Consider the following 18,285-nt stretch of genomic DNA (forward strand, 5'->3'; position numbering starts at 1 on the left):
TTATTTTTTGTTTTCTATTAATGCAATAATCTCTTTTAATTCATCAACGCTTATTTTTTCTTCTTTGGCAAAAAAGGAAACAACATTTTTGTAAGAGTTATTGAAATAATTTTCAATAGCTGTATTCATAAATTTTGTTTTATAATCTTCCTTCGTAACAATAGGGTAGTACTGATGTGTTTTACCATAGGCATTATAACTGACATATCCTTTCTCTTCTAAATTTCGTATAATCGTAGAAAGCGTGTTATAATGTGGTTTATCGCCAGGTATCTCTGTTAATACTTCCTTTACAAAAGCTTTTTCTAGCTTCCATAAAATGTGCATTATTTCTTCTTCTTTATTGGTTAATTTTTGCATGGTTAAAAAAATCAATGATTAAACTGGATTAGTCAAATGTATAACTATTTTTATAGTTATACAACTAGAGCAATAGTTTTATAACGTAATATATAGTTTTAGTAGGTGTGAGTATGAAATATTATCTTTGCGCTTTTAATAGAAAATAAGTAATTAAAAATTTAGATAGCGAATGAGTGTATTTTTGGTAATTGTGGGATTGGCGTTGTTAGTGGTAGGTGGTGATTTTTTAGTGAGAGCGGCTGTAGGTTTATCCTTTAAACTAAAAATATCAAAGTTAGTTATAGGAATGACTGTAGTGTCATTTGCAACTTCTGCACCTGAATTGTTAGTGAGTTTGCAAGCGGCATTAGATGGAGTATCAGATATTTCTCTCGGTAATGTTATTGGGTCTAATATTGCTAATATTGGTTTGGTTCTTGGAATTACTGCTATTATTACTCCGTTAGCTGTCGATAAAGATTTTTACAAGTTTAATTGGCCTATGATGATGTTAGTGTCTTTTATGTTGTATTACTTTTTGTGGAATGACAACGTGCTAACGGCAATGGAGGGAATGATTTTGTTTGTGGCTTTAACGGTGTTTTTGTATTTATTGATTAAAAGCTCACGAAAATCCACAAAGGCTAATCTCGAAGAAGTAGATGACGCTTTAGCTGTGGTATCTAACTTTAAGGTAGGTATGTGGTTATTGATTGGTTCTGCTGGCTTGTATTTTGGTTCTAAATGGTTGGTTGAAGGAGCTGAGCAATTAGCAGAAACAGTAGGAATTAGTGATTATGCCATTTCGGTTACAGTAATTGCTATTGGTACAAGTGTACCAGAATTAGCGGCTTCTGTGGTTGCAGCGTTAAAAAAAGAAAAAGCATTGTCATTAGGAAACTTAATTGGGTCTAATATTTTTAATATCGCATCTGTTTTAGGGCTCACAGCAATTATAAAACCGATAACGGTGAATCCGGCAACTCCAGAAATACTTTCAACTAATATCATTTGGATGATTGGTTTTGCTGCGATTTTGATTCCATTAATCTTAATACCTAAACGCTTCGAGATTGGTCGTCTAAAAGGCATGTTGCTTTTTGGTGCGTATATGATTTTTATATATTTAGCTTTAATATAGAAGAGCTTTCTCGGTGTAAAATTTAGTTTGTAAATACCGTCGCAACGACACAAATTTTAATATCAATAGTTACATTTCAAAATACTAAAGTACTTAGCTAAAGCTTCACTTCAAATTTGTATTACTGCTAATAAATTATGGAGATGTGAAAATTATTTTTTCTCGAGTTTCAACCAACTAATAAGTTGTCGTTAGATTTGAAACTTTAAAAATTGAATTGCTGCTAAATGAAAAAGCCATCTGAAGTAAAAATCTCAGATGGCTTTTTTTTATTAGGTAAAGTCAGTGACTATTACAGCTTATTCTTACTTAGTAAGAATAAATTTCTTTGTAATGCTTGAATTCCCTGTTGTAACCTTATAGATATAAAGTCCTGCAGATAAATTGTTAGTATTAAATTCAGCTGTGTACATTTTACCAGGATAAGCTTCTTCATTGAATACTTGGCCAATGTTACGACCATTTATATCAAACACCTCGATAAGAACATCGCCTGTTACTTTTGGTGTGAATTCAATATAAGAAGTTCCGTTTGTTGGGTTAGGATAAGTTCTAAATCCAATTTCTTCAGCACTTGGTGATTCTACGCTTAAGGCGTTGTAGTGCGCTTGAGCGTAAGTCGCATAATTAAAGCTTTCACAAGTTCCTACGGCAATAACACCATCAAGATCATAGGCATCTTCAGTTGATGATAACTCGTTGTTGTTTACAACTTTTACATAATAAATAAAATCGAAGTCTCCAGCATCTGAAATGTCAATGGCATTATCTGATTTACACACTGTACCTGCATAGTGATAGTTAATATCATCAGCAGAAACGTAAATATCAGCAAATTCTTTATACGTGTCACAACCCCAAGTATTTTGGAATGTTGTCTCAATTACAACTAAATCTGGGCCATCTTGGTTGTAAACCGCACCACCAAAAGTCAATGTAATTTCTCCACCGTAGCCAAGAGATGTAAATACATACTCATCTGTTTGTTCTGGTACACCAAGTGTGTTTTCCGGAGTTTCAGTTCTAATCGCATCAATAACACCACCGTTTTTTGTCGTTCCTTCAACATAGTTAAAGTAATCCACAGGGTAACATCCAGCTGGTGTTGGGTCAATTGGTTCATTACAACCCGTTAAGGCAACTACGCCATCTAAATCAAAACCATCTGAGGATTCAGAATCGCTAGGTGTTGTATCTACGATTTTAACTTCAGAAATGTAAGTTAAAGCAATTGGTGCATTACTAATATCTAAATCTGCAGCTTCTGCGGTAAGAACGGCTCCAATATAATAAAAATCAATACCATTTTGAGAAACATACACATCAGCAGACTCTGGGTAGCTTGTAAAAGAATCGTAACCGAATGTTGTTTCTACAACTTTGATATCAGCTCCAGCATTGTTGTGTACAACACCATCAAAAGTTATTGTAACTTCTCCACCGTAACCTAATGATAAAAAGTTATTAGTCTCGTCCATTTCTGGTTCACCTAATGCTTTATTTGTATCCATGCGTTCTGCCACGTTAAAAGGTGCTCCCGTTACGTCAAGTCCAGGGACGTAATCAATAGCTGCTGCTCCATAGCATACAGTAGGAATTTCTTTACACTCATTTACAGCTTCAATACCGTCTAAATCGTAACCGTCACCAGATCCTGTTGTCATATCTGTAATTCTGATTTGAGTAACATAATCTAAGTTTAAGCCGTCTAAATCTACAAGTCCATCGCGACAAACGGTACCGTACCTTAGCCATGTAGAACCATCTTGTGATACTTCAACTAAAGCGTTTTCATCATCGCTATGTCCACAATCATCTCCACTAAAAGATGTTTCGTAAATAGCGATATCAGCTCCAGGCTCGTTGTAAACAGCGCCACCTAAACCTAATGTAATACTTCCGTTTATACCTAAAGAATAAAAGCCTCCAGCCGCATTTGATTTGTCTGGAGTGTTCAATGCTGCATTCACGTCAGAACGATCAGCGCTTATTGTGTTTCCGCTCGAATTCATACCTTGTGAGTACTCAATTACCTCAATAGCGTTACAGCTATCTTGTGAATTGTTTTGAGCGTTCAAATCCGTTGTCATAAAAATAACTGCTCCACATAAAACAGGAAGCATACGTTGGGTAATTTTTTTCATAAGTATCTAAATATGGTTAATAACACCGTAAAGTTATGGAAGAGGTTAATTACAGTACAAAAAACACGAAGACTCACATTCAAAACTCGATAAAGTGAATGTGTTTGCTTTGAACAGTGAGTTTTATCGATGAACGGATAGGTTGCTTAGGATGTGCTTCTAACAGTTTTAGTTATTTAGAGTTTTAATTCGTTTTTGGGTGGTATATAAACAAAACACTAATACGGAATTGAGTAGCGTATTAAAACGTATCTGCGAGCTATATTATATTAAGGAGAGTGCAGTAAAAAAAAAGACGTTTAGAACAGGTGTTCTAAACGTCTTTTATATGTATAAGGTCTAATGATTAGCTTACATTAGCACTATTTACAGTTTTAATAATTCTTCCTGCAATTTTATAAGGATCACCATTAGAAGCAGGTCTTCTGTCTTCTAACCAGCCTTTCCAGCCCTTCTCTACAGTAATAATAGGGATACGGATAGAAGCTCCTCTATCAGAAACTCCATAACTAAAGTCGTCTATAGATGCTGTCTCATGATCACCAGTTAAACGCTCATCATTAAACTCGCCGTAAACATCAATATGTTCTTTTGTTACAGGTCTAAAGGCTTCACATACTTTTTCATAAATTTCTTTAGAACCACAAGTTCTTAATAATGAATTAGAGAAGTTAGCATGCATACCAGAACCATTCCAATCACCTTTAACAGGTTTTGGGTGGTATTCAATATAATAACCATATTTTTCAGTTAAACGGTCTAATAGGTATCTAGCAATCCAAATTTCATCACCTGCTTTTTTTGCGCCTTTAGCAAATAATTGAAATTCCCATTGTCCAGGAGCGACCTCTTGGTTAATACCTTCAAAATTTAATCCTGCTTCGATACATAAATCTGCATGTTCTTCAACGATATCTCGTCCCCAAGTATAACGTCCTCCAACAGAACAGTAATATTGACCTTGTGGGCCAGGGAAACCACCTCTAGGGAAACCTAGTGGTAAATCTGTTTTAGAATCCATTAGGAAGTATTCTTGCTCAAAACCAAACCAGAAGTCATCATCGTCATCGTCAATCGTAGCTCTTGCATTAGAAGGGTGAGGTGTGCCATCAGCGCTTAAAACTTCAGACATAATTAAATAGCCATCTTTTCGTACAGGATCTGGATATATAGCAACTGGTTTTAATAAACAATCTGAAGCACCACCAGAAGCTTGTTCCGTTGAGGATCCATCAAAAGACCAAATTTCGCAATCTTCTAATTTTCCGCTAAAGTCTTCAACAACTTTAGTTTTACTTCTCATATTTTGAGTTGGTTTGTGGCCATCTAACCAAATGTACTCTAGTTTTGATTTACTCATTGTTGTGTTTGTATTAGTAGTTTATAATAAGACACAAATATTGCTTTTATTTTGTTAGCATCAAAAAATAGAGGGTAAATTATGGGTTATTAATGTGATTTTTGTCAATGACCCTATTTTTTTAGGGGTACGTTGAGAATTTTTAAATATTTTGTATTTTTGAACTTCAAAATTAACAATATGTCAACACTGAGATTTCATGCTGTAAAAGCATCTTTAAAAAGAAAACCATTAAAAATAAAAGAAGATAAACGTCGATCAGAAATTTTTGGTTCTAATGTATTTAATGAGGTCGCCATGCGCCAATACTTAACTAAAACATCTTTAAATAGCGTGTTAGAAGCCATAGAAAAAGGGACGAAGATTAATCGTCTTGTGGCAGATCATATTTCAACCGGAATGAAAGAATGGGCGATATCTAAAGGAGCTACACATTATACGCATTGGTTTCAACCTCTAACAGGTGCCACTGCAGAAAAGCATGATGCGTTTTTTGAAACGATCGGAGATGGGCTTGCCATCGAAAAATTCGGAGGAAACCAATTAGTTCAACAAGAACCAGATGCATCTAGTTTTCCTAATGGTGGAATAAGAAATACATTTGAAGCAAGAGGGTACACGGCATGGGATCCAACATCACCTGCTTTTATTTACGATAAAACCTTATGTATTCCAACTGTTTTTGTATCCTATACAGGCGAAGCTTTAGATTTTAAAACACCTTTATTGAGAGCCTTGCAGGTTGTTGATAATGCAGCAGTAGCCGTATGTAAATATTTTGATAAAAACGTAAAAAGCGTCAGAACTTCATTAGGTTGGGAGCAAGAATATTTTTTAATTGATACAGCTTTAGCCATATCTAGACCAGATATCTTATTAACCGGAAGAACCTTATTGGGCCATTCGCCTGCAAAAGGTCAGCAGTTAGATGATCATTATTTTGGAACCATTCCTGCAAGAGCGATGTCATATATGCGCGATTTAGAACATCAATGTATGCTTCTAGGAATTCCGGTTAAAACAAGGCACAACGAAGTGGCGCCTAATCAGTTTGAATTAGCTCCCATATTTGAAGAGGCTAACTTGGCTGTTGATCATAATTCATTATTGATGGATATTATGCAGAAAATCGCAAAACGTCATAGTTTTACAGTATTAATGCACGAAAAACCTTTTGCAGGTGTTAACGGATCTGGAAAGCATAATAACTGGAGTTTGTCTACAAACACTGGTGTCAATCTTTTAGCTCCAGGTAAAACACCAATGAGTAACCTACAGTTTTTAACGTTCTTTATTAACACAATTAAAGCTGTACAAACCCATGAAGAGTTGTTAAGAGCAGCTATTGCATCTGCCAGTAACGATCATCGTTTGGGGGCTAATGAGGCGCCTCCTGCGATTATTTCAATCTTTATTGGAGATCAACTTACAAAAGTGTTAGGTGAATTAGAAACCGTAACTAAAGGGAAATTATCGCCTAAAGAAATTACGGATTTAAAACTTAATGTGGTAGGAAAAATTCCTGAAGTTATATTAGATAATACAGATCGTAATAGAACATCTTCATTTGCTTTTACAGGTAATAAATTTGAATTTAGAGCTGTAGGGTCTACAGCAAATTGTGCTAAACCAATGACGGTTTTAAGTACAATTGTAGCTAATCAGTTAAAAGAATTTAAAGTTGAGGTAGATGAACTGATTAACAGCAAATCCATGAAAAAGGATGATGCTATTTTTAATGTTTTACGTGAGTATATTAAAACTTCTAAAGCTATTCTTTTTGAAGGTAATGGGTATAGTGAAGCTTGGGAGAAGGAAGCTAAAAAACGTGGATTGAGTAATAATAAAACCACACCAGAGGCTCTACAGATTAAAAAAGCCAAATCTACGATAGCACTTTTTGATAACTTAGGCGTGATGAATAAAGTGGAATCTGAAGCGCGCTATGAAATTGAAATGGAAGATTATATTCATCACATTCAAATTGAAAGTAGAGTCATTGGTGATATTGCCAGAAACCATGTAGTGCCTACAGCGGTGAGATATCAAAATATACTTATTGAGAATGTTACTGGTCTAAAAACAATTTACGGTGACCAGTTTAAAGACTTTGCTAAAGCCCAACTAGTTCTTATAAAAGAAATTTCAGAGCACATTGAAACGATTAATACTACTGTTACGAAAATGACAGAGGCGCGTAAAGTCTGTAATAAAGAAGCTAGTTTAGAAAAGCGAGCGGATGGCTATTGCAATCGGGTAAAACCTTTATTTGCAGATATTAGATACCATTGCGATAAGTTAGAGATAATGATTGATGACGAGTTGTGGCCTTTAACAAAATATAGAGAGCTTTTGTTTACTAAATGATAGTGGCTATAAAATAGTAATGTATTTCGTCGGTAATTTCATCCGACGAAATACGTATATATACGTAGTCTAAAAAGCGATAAATTGGACTTTTGTGTAGTTTGTCGATGACATTAAACGAGTTGTCGAAAAGGTAGTAGAAACAGGTTAAATAATTGAGTTTAGTCAATTTAACGATACGTTTATTTCGTATTTTTGTAGGGCTATTAATCAATATTTGTAAAAATGAAAAAGTTACTACTTAGTGTAGCAATTCTTGTTGGGGCGACGCTTATTTTGTCTCAAGACAATTCGGATGAATTGAATAATGTCAGCAATGATAATGTGGCAAGTATCCAAGTAAAGCTACCAACAGATCTTAAAAATTAAGACAAAATTGTTAGGTTATTTTTACCTATTAAATCTATAAGATAAAATCGATAACTCGGTTTTATCTTTTTTTTTGTTCAAAATTAATGTTTTCTGACATGAACATTTTTTTATTTCGACTTTTCTTGTTGATAATTAAAGGTTTATGATTTGTAGGGTTTCTATTAATAGAACGTGTTGGACTTCAACTTTTAGGGGAATGCAACTATTTTTTACTGACAGTCACTTAGATAATCTTGCTTTAGGTGATACAGAAGACAGATTATTAATGGCCGGTTTAGGTCTTAATCTCTACTTTGGTGGCAATCGAAAAAAAGAGGAGTTAAGAAAAAAAATGAAAACTGTTATTAATTCCAACTTAATCATTCCTTATAATTAAACGCAATCCTTACTTTTGCAACACCAATACTAATAAATTGAAAGATGAGTAATTCGGTGAGTAAAAGATATGCGCAAAGAGGTGTTTCAGCGTCAAAAGAAGATGTTCATAATGCTATAAAGAATATCGATAAAGGGTTATTTCCAAAAGCATTTTGTAAAATCGTTCCAGATTATTTAACCAATGATGAGGACTATTGTTTAATAATGCATGCAGATGGAGCAGGTACAAAATCATCATTAGCGTATATGTATTGGAAAGAAACTGGAGATATCTCAGTTTGGAAAGGTATTGCTCAAGATGCTTTAATTATGAATATTGACGATTTGTTATGCGTCGGTGCCACAGATCATATAATGTTATCATCTACAATTGGGCGAAATAAAAATCTTATTCCTGGTGAAGTCATTTCGGCGATTATTAACGGTACAGAAGATTTAATAGAAGATTTAAAATCATTTGGTGTTACGATTCATTCTACAGGTGGTGAAACAGCAGATGTAGGCGATTTAGTAAGAACTATTATTGTAGATTCTACTGTAACCGCACGTATAAAACGGAGTGATGTTATAGATAATGCAAATATTGTTGCTGGTGATGTTATTGTAGGTTTAGAGTCTTTTGGTCAAGCCTCTTATGAAACTGAATATAATGGAGGAATGGGAAGTAATGGTTTAACCTCTGCCAGACACGATGTGTTTTCTAAATATTTAGCAAAAAAATATCCGGAAAGTTATGATGCTGCTGTGCCAGAAGATTTAGTGTATTCCGGACAAACTAAACTGACTGATACTGTTGAAAATGCACCGATAGATGCGGGTAAGTTAGTCTTATCACCAACTCGTACATATGCGCCAATTATAAAAGCAATTCTAAGTAAATATAATAGCGATACGGTGCATGGTATGGTACATTGCAGTGGAGGTGCACAAACAAAAATTCTTCATTTTATAGATGAACTTCATATTGTGAAAGATAATATGTTTCAAGTTCCGCCGTTATTTAAACTCATTCAGGAACAATCTAAAACGGATTGGAAAGAAATGTATCAAGTGTTTAATTGTGGCCATCGTATGGAATTGTATGTAAAACCGGAGGTTGCAGATGCTATTATTGAAATTTCAAAATCTTTTAATGTTGATGCTAAAATTATTGGACGTGTAGAAGCGTCCGACAAAAAGCAATTGACCATTGCTAGTGAGTACGGTACATTTACATATTAATTTTTTAAGTATGAAAAACTATTCTTGGTTTATATTTAGTGTGTTTGTGTTATGTTCTAGTGTGCTTTTTGCGCAACCAGATTCTTTGTACTTTCAAAAGAAGAAAAATGAACCTATACAGTTAGGTTGGAGAACTAAAAAAGAAGTTGGCTTAAATCTTAACCAAGTATCATTCACAAATTGGAATTCTGGTGGTACCAATTCTATTTCAGGAATCGTAACAGGTAAGGCTGAAGCAAAATATAAGCAAGAAAAATGGTATTGGAATTCTAATTTTAATATTCGTTATGGTTTAAATAAACAGGAAGAATTAAATGTTAGAAAAACGGAAGATGTCATTGAGGTTATTTCTAACGTAGGTCTAGAGAAAGATCCTAAAAGTAATTGGTTTTATTCGGCAAAGTTCAGCTTTAATTCGCAGTTGGCTAAAGGGTATAATTACCCAGATAGAGATACTCCTATATCTAAATTTTTAGCACCAGGTTATATGTTTTTTGGTACAGGTATGGAATATGGTCGGTTTATAGAGCGTATGTCATTCTATGCCTCTCCAATTACTCTAAAAACCACTTTTGTTTTAGATAGAGATTTAGCTAATAGAGGAGCTTTTGGAGTAGATCCGGCAATTTATGACCTAGAGGGTAACCTTCTTAGAGAAGGAAAAAAGGTAAAACAAGAATTGGGGATTTTATTAACTAATCAGTACGAAGAAGAAGTATTCGAAAATATTAAAATCACCAGCTTGTTGCGTTTGTATACCGATTATATAAATAGTTTCGGAAATATAGATTTAGAGTGGGAACTTAACTTAGATATGAAAGTTAATAAATTTGTTAAAGCTACTTTAGGTTCTCACCTTAGATACGATGATGATATTAAAGTTGAAGTTGAAACCAACGAAATCACTAACGAAGAAAATGTTATTGTTGGTCCAAAGTTGCAATGGAAACAAATTTTAGGTGTTGGTGTGGTTGTGGATTTAGATAACATAATAAAAAATAATTCATCTTCTTAAATGCTTACAACGTACCTTCACTTAGGTATTTGTAATCCTCAAGCTCTGAGAGCTGATTAATCTTTTTTGTGGTGCCATTATTTAATAAATAAATACAATCCGAGGCATCAATGATGTGTTGGTACATATGATCTGAAATTATAATCACTTTCTCTTTTTTCTCTGTTTTAATAAGTTGTTTTACCGTGTCAATGTGTAAAGGAGATAAATGAGAAAAAGGTTCGTCTAAAAATACGATTTCACTTTTAGTTTTTAGAATAATATAGGTTTCAACAATCCGTCTTTCTCCACCTGATAATACTTTAAAATTAGACTTTTTATATTTAGCAAAAGCTTTAAAACTTTCAATAAATACAACCCAATCAACTACGTATAATTTAAACACAAACGCCAAAGTAACATCACTTGGGATAAAATGGTACTGTGGTAAATATACTGCGCGTTTTGTGGTGTATAAAGGTTTCAATAGTGGTTTGTTGTCTATTCTAACTAACATGTATTTGGGTTTTAAGTTTCCAAACGCAATGTTGAGTAAAGAACTTTTACCACAGCCATTTCTGCCTAATACAGCAGTAACGTATCCTGTTTCTGCTTTAAGGTAAATACCTTGTAAAATCCGCTTATTTTTAAAGTAAAGTTCAACATTGTCTAATTCAAATTTCATATTATAATTAGGTGAATTCCTTAAATATGGTAAGGAAAATAACGGTTAAGATACTATCTAAAATAAAAAGCACGAAAAAAAGTTTTAAGCTCGAAATACCTAAATTCTTATAAAAAGTTAATTTTCTTTTATTACGAGTTTCACTCACGTAGTACCATGCAAAAACCGTAAGAAATAGTTTTGTCACTAATGCAGGTACTATAACCGGATTAAAAAATCCAATTATAGCATTCACAATAAACGACCAAACCACAAACGGTCTATAAAATGTAAGTATAGCTAGGAATCGATACATACTATATAGCTAACGCTAATTTTATGCGTTTTATTTTTAAAATATATTTTAGTGTCTAATTATTCTAAATTTATTGTAGTCATGTTGAAGGATTTCTGACACTTTGTAAATGCTTGTAATTTAGTTGTTTAAAACTAATGGGGCTTTGTTGTTTATTCTAAAAGTGAAGCGGCCTTATATCTTAAAAAAATTGTATTTTTGAAATCCAATTTTTGAAGAGAGATGTTAGAGAAATTACAGATAATAAAACAACGCTTCGATGAGGTAAATGACCTTATCATTCAACCCGATATTATATCAGATCAGCAACGCTACACCAAGCTGATGAAGGAATACAAAGACCTTAAATTAATTGTAGACAAAGGAGAAATATATAAAGAAGCCTTAGATAATGTTTCGGAAGCTGAAGAAATTATTGCCGATGGCTCTGATGCCGAAATGGTTGAGATGGCTAAGATGCAGCTCGAAGAAGCTAAAGAAACCATCACTAAGCTAGAGGAAGAGATTCGATTTATGTTAATTCCTAAAGATCCAGACGATGCTAAAAATGTTGTAGTGGAAGTAAGAGCTGGTACTGGTGGTGACGAAGCTAGTATATTTGCAGGTGATTTATACCGAATGTATTCTAAATACTGTAGCGATAAAGGTTGGAGAGTTGATGTGGTGAGTCAAAGTGATGGTACTTCAGGTGGATTTAAAGAAATTATTTTTGAAGTTTCTGGTGAAGATGTTTACGGCACTTTAAAGTTTGAAGCTGGTGTACACCGTGTGCAGCGTGTACCACAAACCGAAACTCAAGGTCGTGTGCATACTAGTGCGGCAACGGTTATGGTATTGCCTGAAGCCGAAGAGTTTGATTATGAATTAGACATGACAGAAATTCGTATTGAACGCACCACATCTACAGGTCCTGGTGGTCAGTCGGTAAATACAACGTATTCGGCTATTAAGTTACATCACGAACCAACAGGAATGATTGTAAGTTGTCAAGATCAGAAATCATCTCATAAAAACTTAGAAAAAGCCTTAAAGGTATTACGTTCGCGTTTATACGATTTAGAATTAGCGAAGCAACAAGCCGCAGATTCTGAAAAGCGTAAAAGTATGGTGAGTTCTGGTGATAGGTCTGCTAAGATTAGAACCTACAATTATCCTCAAGGACGAGTTACGGATCATAGAATTGGTTTAACGCTTTACGATTTATCAAATATCATTAACGGTGATATTCAAAAAATAATAGACGAATTAATGTTAGCTGAAAACACTGAGTTGTTAAAGGCTAATGATGATGAAATTTAAATTGAAGCCTCTTTTTTGAGGCTTTTTTTATACTATGACCACACAAAAGCTTATAGACCAAATCCAAAAAAAGAAATCCTTTCTTTGCATAGGATTAGATGTCGATTTAAATAAAATTCCAAAGCATTTACTAAAAGGCGACGATCCCATCTTCGCTTTTAATAAGGCTATTATTGATGCGACACATCACCTTTGTGTGGCGTACAAACCTAATACAGCATTTTACGAAGCTTACGGTATAAAAGGTTGGCAAGCTTTAGAGAAAACAATCAACTATCTCAACGATAATCATCCTGAAATTTATACCATTGCTGACGCCAAACGAGGTGATATTGGGAATACAAGCACCATGTATGCTAAGGCGTTTTTCGAAGATTTAGGTTTCGATAGTGTAACGGTTGCACCATATATGGGAAAAGATTCCGTAGAACCTTTTTTAGCATTTAAAGATAAACATACGATTCTTTTAGCTTTAACTTCTAACCAAGGAGCTTTTGATTTTCAAACAAAAACAGTTGATGGAGTAGAGTTATATAAACAGGTTTTAGAAACGTCTAAATCTTGGGCCAATTCTGAAAACTTAATGTATGTCGTTGGCGCCACTAAAGCTGAATTTCTTGGAGATATTAGAAAAATTATTCCAGATAGCTTTTTGTTAGTACCTGGTGTTGGCGCCCAAGGTGGAAACCTTCAAGAGGTTTGCAAATATGGCATGAATGATTCGGTAGGTCTGTTAATAAATTCGTCTCGAGGCATTATTTACGCTTCACAAGATGAAAATTTTGCAGAAGCTGCTGCTCAGAAAGCTGAGGAATTACAGTTGCAGATGGCTGCTGAATTGTAAACTGTCATTTCAAGGAAGTATGACGTACATAGACCAACTCAAAAGAGAGAGCCAACTCAAAAAAACACCCAAACGAATTATCTCGTTAGTGCCATCACAAACCGAGTTGTTAGTCGATTTAGGTTTGGAGTCCGCCATTGTTGGTGTAACGAAGTTTTGTGTGCATCCAAAGCATCTTAGAATGTCTAAGGCAGTTGTTGGCGGTACAAAACAAATTAATATTGATAAAATAATAGCACTTCAGCCAGATATTATTCTTTGTAATAAGGAGGAAAACACAAAAGAGATTATTGATAGTTTAAAAGAAATTGCTCCTATTCATATTAGTGATATTTATAACCTTGAAGATTGTTATGAGTTGATTCATATGTATGGAAAAATGTTTAATATTGAAAGAACGACTTCAACTTTAATAAAAAATCTGCAATTAGAACGCGAAGCCTTTAAACAGAAATTTCAAAATACAGAAAAATTAAAAGTGGCTTATTTTATTTGGAAACAGCCTTGGATGGTTGCAGCATCAAATAACTTTATAGATGTTATGATTAACGAAGCTGGTTTTGAAAATGGATTTAAAGCACAAAAGCGTTATCCTGAAATTGATATAGAGAGTTCGGAGTTAAATGAGATAGACGCCATCTTTTTATCTAGTGAACCTTTTCCCTTTAAAGCAGAACATGTATTAGAATTTCAGAAGAAATTTCCAGAAAAGACCGTGAAAATTGTAGATGGTGAGCTGTTTTCGTGGTATGGCAGTCGGCTATTAAAATCGTATCAGTATTTTAAAACACTTCACCCTAGCACATAAAAAAAAGTCGATACCTAACAACAATACCGACTTTATAACTAACTATCCTAATCTAAGATCTAACTAACTCAATCTTTTGCACTGCAAAGATGGCAAGTTAACTTGATCTGTAAGTTATGTTAGTGTTAGGATATAATTAAATGTGGCTTAATCAAGTTACTGTAATTCAATATCTGGCTTATTGACAACAAATTCTAACTTTTTAAGTTTGTAAAGAATTTTATTGGCTTTGTATTCAGAAAAATCACTTAAGGCGTGATCGGTTTGTCTTAAATTATAAGCATCTTCAATAAGTTGAATATACTTTTTTTTAAGTTTTTTTCTCCTTTTTAATATGTAATCTGAATTATACAAAGCTAAATTTTAATACCTACGTTAGTAAGATACTAAAATTTAGCTAGAATAATTGGTTGTTATTCAGAAAAATAACGATAACAATGTATAAGTAGTTTTAATTTAAGTAGATTAATCTTGGAGGGCAAATACTTTTTTCAATAAATCGGTACTTCTCGAAGAGACTTTAGTTCTAATTTCTTTTTCTTCCACCGCAATCATGGTATACACTCCTTTTAAAGCTTCTTGTGTTACGTAATCCGTTAAATCTGGGTTAACGTTGTTTGTAAGAGGAATGTTATTGTACTTGGTAATTAAATTAGACCATATTTGATCTGCTCCAACTTTGCTAAAAGAATTATTAATAACAGGCTTAAACTTATTGTAAAGCTCAGTTTGCGTTTTTGACGTTAAATAGGATGTGGCAGCATCATCTTCTCCTAAAAGTATATTCTTAGCATCATCAAAAGTAATGTCTTTAACAGCGTTTACAAAAATTGGTGTTGCTTCAGAAACCGCATCTTCTGCAGCTCTGTTAAGTACTTTTAAACCTTCGTCAGCTAAACTGCTTAATCCTATTTTACGAAGTGCAGTATCAACTTTTTGTAGTTCTTCTGGTAAAACGATTTTTACCAATTCATTTTTAAAAAAGCCGTCTTCAGCTGTTAATTTTGTTACTTGTTTATCAATACCTTTATCTAAAGCTTCTCTTAGTCCTGCTGCAATGTCAGCATTCCCTAGAACATCACTGGTACCTTGTGGTAACGAATCTACAACTTGCTGCAGTTCGGCACAAGCCATGATATTGAAAACTACTAATAGGGCAAAAATTCTTTTAATCATAATTTTGGTTTTACAATTTTTAGCAAAGGTAATTTATAAAATATATAATAGTTTCATTTTTATGCAGTTTCTAAATTTAAAATTTATCACTCTTCTATTCCCATAAAGATTGATAGCATTAGGAAATAATTTTTTTAAAATTAATTATTGTTAACTTATATATGAGCTACCGTTTAAGAGTAAAATGTCCTGTTTGCTTTTCGCCTGAAATAAAGGTTACTTCAAACCAATAATCGTTTGTTGGTTGCAGTTGATTCCCATATTTACCATCCCATATATAATTAGTTGACTTTAGTAGGTGAGACATAACTTTTCCATATCTATTGAAAATCTTTATAGACTTTATGTCATTGCTGTTTATACCTTTAATTCTCCAGTAATCATTTATTCCATCATTATTTGGTGTGAAAAAGTTAGGGTAGCTAATAATGTAGATTTCCTTTTGTATTGTAGGTTGACATTGATTAAGGTCTCTGACAAAAATTGTGTATTTTCCAGCAGGTATATTGTTAAATGTATAGCCGTTAGAATTGCCATAATAGGTTATGTCATCTAATGAAAACTCATAATCATTGCTGCCGTCTACCAGTATAGTAACATTGCTAGTACGACCTAAAGAAGGTGATATTTCTACGGTGTTAAAAGTGGGTGATTCGATGTTTTCTATAATAAACGTTTTAGAATTTGAACACTCTATTCCATTTTCTGTTTTGTAAGCAATATGTGTATAAGTCCCTGTGTTGTTAAATATAAATTGTCTCAGATTTGAAATAATTTGATTATTACTATTTAGCCATTCATACCTATGATTAGATGCATTTCCCGTTAATATTATTGGATTACTTCCGCATAAAACATAATTGTCTTCAAGAGCAATTATAGGTGTCGAATTAACAATTAAAGATATGGGCGCAATACCACCACATGAGATATCTGTATTGTCTAAACGAACCCATAATGTAGTTGAACCAGATATAAATTGATCACGAGAAATTTCGTTTTGTGTGGTTTGTGCTTCTAAAAATGAAGGGAATAAAGTAATGGTATTTGGGTCTAATATATCAAGCTGATTTTGAATATTAGCTTTAACTAAGTTTATAGAAAATCTTCCTTCTGAGTTACCGTCAATAAAATCAGAGTTTTCACAGGTATAGATGTTTTCTAGACCTTCAATTTCAATTAGAATTGCACTCAGCGAAAATGAAGTAATTGAAAAACATTCATTTTTATTAACAACTCTCACAAAAATTTCTTCATTAACAACCATATTCGTATAATTTTCAGGATTGGAAATACGGTTACTATCTTGCTCTGCATCAGCAAGGTTATTATAAAAAAATAATTCTTCCTCTGATACTGAGGTAGAAATTTTCTCACGAATGTTATATAGATTAAAAGTTGCTATACCGTCGGTATCGTTATCGCATTGAATTAATTGCTGATTAGGAATTAAATCAGGAAGTGGGTTAATTATAATATTTTTATAAACTGTAATTTGACGATCGTTAATCGTTATTGTAACTGAAGTAGCAAAATTCCCAATTGAGTTGTATGTATGAGTAGGAGAAATTACATTGGATGTATTTCCATCTCCAAAATCCCATTCTATTGCTGTAATTTCAGCATAAGTATCCACTTCAAAAAAAACAGGGTTGTTTATGCAGCCTTTCTTAGTTAAAATTCTAGTTCTAAAATACGATTGAATAAAGTTTGGAAGCCCTAATCTAGATTCGTTTGCACTTAGATTTATAGCATTATGAGCGTAAGTTGATTGAGTTTCTTCATTATCAATATTATATATAAAACCTACATAATCCGTTCCGATGCTTGAACTTTGGCTTATAGCTCTGTAAATTTTACCATTATTTGCTAGTTGTAACGTTGCTATACCATTATCGGGTGCATCAGATTCTTCATATAGTACTTCTAAATTACCGGCAGGATTAACTAAGCTTAAATCGTATTTGTATAACAAGTGTTTTCTGGTACTACTTGGTTCACCTTGCATTGGCTGTCTAAGTAAATTGGCATATAGATATTTCGAATCTTGTGAAAATTCAACACTGTAAGCTGTTACAACTTCGAAAAAAACAAAAGAAGTTTGAAGATTGAATTTATTACTCAATACGCCTGTTTCATTATTGAAATCAAAAGTTGTAAGATTGTTCTGTACGTTTTCTAATTGAAAATTGGCACAAGCTAATTTTTTTCCATCTGGAGAAAATTTTATTGAACCTTCCATAGCACCCTTATAACCCATGTTATTGCTGATAACAGGATCATTAATAGTTCCATTTGTATTTATTTTATAAGCATAGAATGACGTAAATTGATTATCATCATTTTTTTTGGTTGTCATTAACCATATTGATTTTCCATCTGCATGATGTACTGCAGAAATTTTAGCCACTCCATTTTCTGTGAATAAAGGTATGTTTTTAATGGTTACTTCTCCTAGTCCGTTTTGAAGGTTTATATCAACAATGGAATAATATAAACCATTTGGTCCAAGTGTGAAAACATAATAAATATTGCTATTAGCAATTGGAACTATAATAGAGTTTTGATCAAAATCCCTATTTGTGACTAGTGGAGGAGGTGCTCCTGGAACGTTATCGAGAGAAACAAGAATTCCATTTGACATGATGTTATGGTTTTTATTAAATATCATATCTCCATTAGTGTAAATTAAAAGATTACCATTTCTGTCAGAGATAGATGAACAACCTCTTGGGGCAACTAATTGACTATTGTATATGACTTGAGGGTCTTGTTGGGCAGTGAAGTTTAAGCCAGCGCGTTCTCCAAAAATCCAATTATTGGTTTCGTTTTGAGAATTTGAAATAAAACTCATTAAAC

The 18,285-nt window shown here is 33.3% G+C and carries 15 protein-coding genes; 8 read left to right on the plus strand and 7 right to left on the minus strand.

The window, feature by feature from the left end:
- Complete coding sequence (locus C8N41_RS06920; RefSeq protein ID WP_115838680.1) at nt 1–360, minus strand: BlaI/MecI/CopY family transcriptional regulator; 360 nt, start codon at nt 358–360, stop codon at nt 1–3.
- A 172-nt stretch (nt 361–532) separates the two neighbouring features.
- Between C8N41_RS06920 and C8N41_RS06925 the strand changes: the two genes are divergently transcribed.
- Nucleotides 533–1,483, plus strand: coding sequence for a calcium/sodium antiporter (locus C8N41_RS06925; RefSeq protein ID WP_115838681.1), 951 nt, complete (start codon nt 533–535; stop codon nt 1,481–1,483).
- A gap of 305 nt (nt 1,484–1,788) precedes the next feature.
- On the opposite strand, the gene C8N41_RS06930 is transcribed toward C8N41_RS06925, so the two are convergent.
- Nucleotides 1,789–3,627: a T9SS type A sorting domain-containing protein gene (locus C8N41_RS06930; protein ID WP_115838682.1), complete on the minus strand. Its 1,839-nt coding sequence runs from the start codon at nt 3,625–3,627 to the stop codon at nt 1,789–1,791.
- 346 nt (nt 3,628–3,973) lie between these two features.
- On the minus strand, nt 3,974–4,987 hold the full coding sequence (locus C8N41_RS06935) for a glutamine synthetase beta-grasp domain-containing protein (protein WP_092444451.1): 1,014 nt from the start codon (nt 4,985–4,987) through the stop codon (nt 3,974–3,976).
- A gap of 180 nt (nt 4,988–5,167) precedes the next feature.
- On the opposite strand from C8N41_RS06935, the gene C8N41_RS06940 reads away from it, so the two are divergent.
- From C8N41_RS06940 to C8N41_RS06955, 4 genes are all read left to right on the plus strand, one after another.
- Nucleotides 5,168–7,354, plus strand: a complete 2,187-nt coding sequence (locus tag C8N41_RS06940; RefSeq protein ID WP_115838683.1) for a glutamine synthetase III family protein — start codon at nt 5,168–5,170, stop codon at nt 7,352–7,354.
- Nucleotides 7,355–7,579: 225 nt separating this feature from the next.
- Complete coding sequence (locus C8N41_RS16915; RefSeq protein ID WP_157723991.1) at nt 7,580–7,723, plus strand: hypothetical protein; 144 nt, start codon at nt 7,580–7,582, stop codon at nt 7,721–7,723.
- Between the two features lie 423 nt (nt 7,724–8,146).
- Nucleotides 8,147–9,325: an AIR synthase related protein gene (locus C8N41_RS06950; protein ID WP_092444445.1), complete on the plus strand. Its 1,179-nt coding sequence runs from the start codon at nt 8,147–8,149 to the stop codon at nt 9,323–9,325.
- A 10-nt stretch (nt 9,326–9,335) separates the two neighbouring features.
- Nucleotides 9,336–10,340, plus strand: coding sequence for a DUF3078 domain-containing protein (locus C8N41_RS06955; RefSeq protein WP_115838684.1), 1,005 nt, complete (start codon nt 9,336–9,338; stop codon nt 10,338–10,340).
- A 4-nt stretch (nt 10,341–10,344) separates the two neighbouring features.
- On the opposite strand, the gene C8N41_RS06960 is transcribed toward C8N41_RS06955, so the two are convergent.
- The gene (locus C8N41_RS06960; RefSeq protein ID WP_115838685.1) at nt 10,345–11,004 is read right to left on the minus strand and encodes an ATP-binding cassette domain-containing protein; all 660 of its coding nucleotides are present in this window, start codon (nt 11,002–11,004) and stop codon (nt 10,345–10,347) included.
- Nucleotides 11,005–11,521: 517 nt separating this feature from the next.
- Between C8N41_RS06960 and prfA the strand changes: the two genes are divergently transcribed.
- From prfA to C8N41_RS06980, 3 genes are read left to right on the plus strand one after another with little or no spacing between them, the layout of a single operon-like run.
- On the plus strand, nt 11,522–12,598 hold the full coding sequence (prfA, locus tag C8N41_RS06970) for a peptide chain release factor 1 (protein ID WP_115838687.1): 1,077 nt from the start codon (nt 11,522–11,524) through the stop codon (nt 12,596–12,598).
- A gap of 34 nt (nt 12,599–12,632) precedes the next feature.
- Nucleotides 12,633–13,442: an orotidine-5'-phosphate decarboxylase gene (gene pyrF, locus C8N41_RS06975; RefSeq protein WP_092444435.1), complete on the plus strand. Its 810-nt coding sequence runs from the start codon at nt 12,633–12,635 to the stop codon at nt 13,440–13,442.
- Between the two features lie 19 nt (nt 13,443–13,461).
- Nucleotides 13,462–14,250, plus strand: coding sequence for an ABC transporter substrate-binding protein (locus tag C8N41_RS06980; RefSeq protein WP_092444433.1), 789 nt, complete (start codon nt 13,462–13,464; stop codon nt 14,248–14,250).
- 156 nt (nt 14,251–14,406) lie between these two features.
- On the opposite strand, the gene C8N41_RS06985 is transcribed toward C8N41_RS06980, so the two are convergent.
- The 3 genes from C8N41_RS06985 to C8N41_RS06995 form a co-directional block, all read right to left on the minus strand.
- On the minus strand, nt 14,407–14,604 hold the full coding sequence (locus tag C8N41_RS06985; RefSeq protein WP_115838688.1) for a Lacal_2735 family protein: 198 nt from the start codon (nt 14,602–14,604) through the stop codon (nt 14,407–14,409).
- Between the two features lie 111 nt (nt 14,605–14,715).
- Nucleotides 14,716–15,426 carry a DUF4197 domain-containing protein gene (locus C8N41_RS06990; RefSeq protein ID WP_092444427.1) on the minus strand — a complete coding sequence of 237 codons (711 nt, stop codon included), beginning with the start codon at nt 15,424–15,426 and terminating at the stop codon, nt 14,716–14,718.
- Nucleotides 15,427–15,592: 166 nt separating this feature from the next.
- Nucleotides 15,593–18,280: a T9SS type B sorting domain-containing protein gene (locus C8N41_RS06995; protein ID WP_170137095.1), complete on the minus strand. Its 2,688-nt coding sequence runs from the start codon at nt 18,278–18,280 to the stop codon at nt 15,593–15,595.
- Between the last annotated feature and the right edge of the window lie 5 nt (nt 18,281–18,285).

It is taken from the genome of Winogradskyella sediminis, assembly GCF_003387355.1.
Taxonomy (GTDB): Bacteria; Bacteroidota; Bacteroidia; order Flavobacteriales; family Flavobacteriaceae; genus Winogradskyella; species Winogradskyella sediminis.

Bases quoted from the DNA above. Each gene is read 5' to 3' on its own strand.
- C8N41_RS16915 (WP_157723991.1), top strand. From the start codon at position 7,580: ATGAAAAAGTTACTACTTAGTGTAGCAATTCTTGTTGGGGCGACGCTT.
- C8N41_RS06920 (WP_115838680.1), bottom strand. From the start codon at position 360: ATGCAAAAATTAACCAATAAAGAAGAAGAAATAATGCACATTTTATGG.
- C8N41_RS06950 (WP_092444445.1), top strand. From the start codon at position 8,147: ATGAGTAATTCGGTGAGTAAAAGATATGCGCAAAGAGGTGTTTCAGCG.
- C8N41_RS06940 (WP_115838683.1), top strand. From the start codon at position 5,168: ATGTCAACACTGAGATTTCATGCTGTAAAAGCATCTTTAAAAAGAAAA.
- C8N41_RS06995 (WP_170137095.1), bottom strand. From the start codon at position 18,280: ATGAGTTTTATTTCAAATTCTCAAAACGAAACCAATAATTGGATTTTT.
- C8N41_RS06925 (WP_115838681.1), top strand. From the start codon at position 533: ATGAGTGTATTTTTGGTAATTGTGGGATTGGCGTTGTTAGTGGTAGGT.
- C8N41_RS06990 (WP_092444427.1), bottom strand. From the start codon at position 15,426: ATGATTAAAAGAATTTTTGCCCTATTAGTAGTTTTCAATATCATGGCT.
- C8N41_RS06960 (WP_115838685.1), bottom strand. From the start codon at position 11,004: ATGAAATTTGAATTAGACAATGTTGAACTTTACTTTAAAAATAAGCGG.
- prfA (WP_115838687.1), top strand. From the start codon at position 11,522: ATGTTAGAGAAATTACAGATAATAAAACAACGCTTCGATGAGGTAAAT.
- C8N41_RS06980 (WP_092444433.1), top strand. From the start codon at position 13,462: ATGACGTACATAGACCAACTCAAAAGAGAGAGCCAACTCAAAAAAACA.
- pyrF (WP_092444435.1), top strand. From the start codon at position 12,633: ATGACCACACAAAAGCTTATAGACCAAATCCAAAAAAAGAAATCCTTT.
- C8N41_RS06935 (WP_092444451.1), bottom strand. From the start codon at position 4,987: ATGAGTAAATCAAAACTAGAGTACATTTGGTTAGATGGCCACAAACCA.
- C8N41_RS06930 (WP_115838682.1), bottom strand. From the start codon at position 3,627: ATGAAAAAAATTACCCAACGTATGCTTCCTGTTTTATGTGGAGCAGTT.
- C8N41_RS06955 (WP_115838684.1), top strand. From the start codon at position 9,336: ATGAAAAACTATTCTTGGTTTATATTTAGTGTGTTTGTGTTATGTTCT.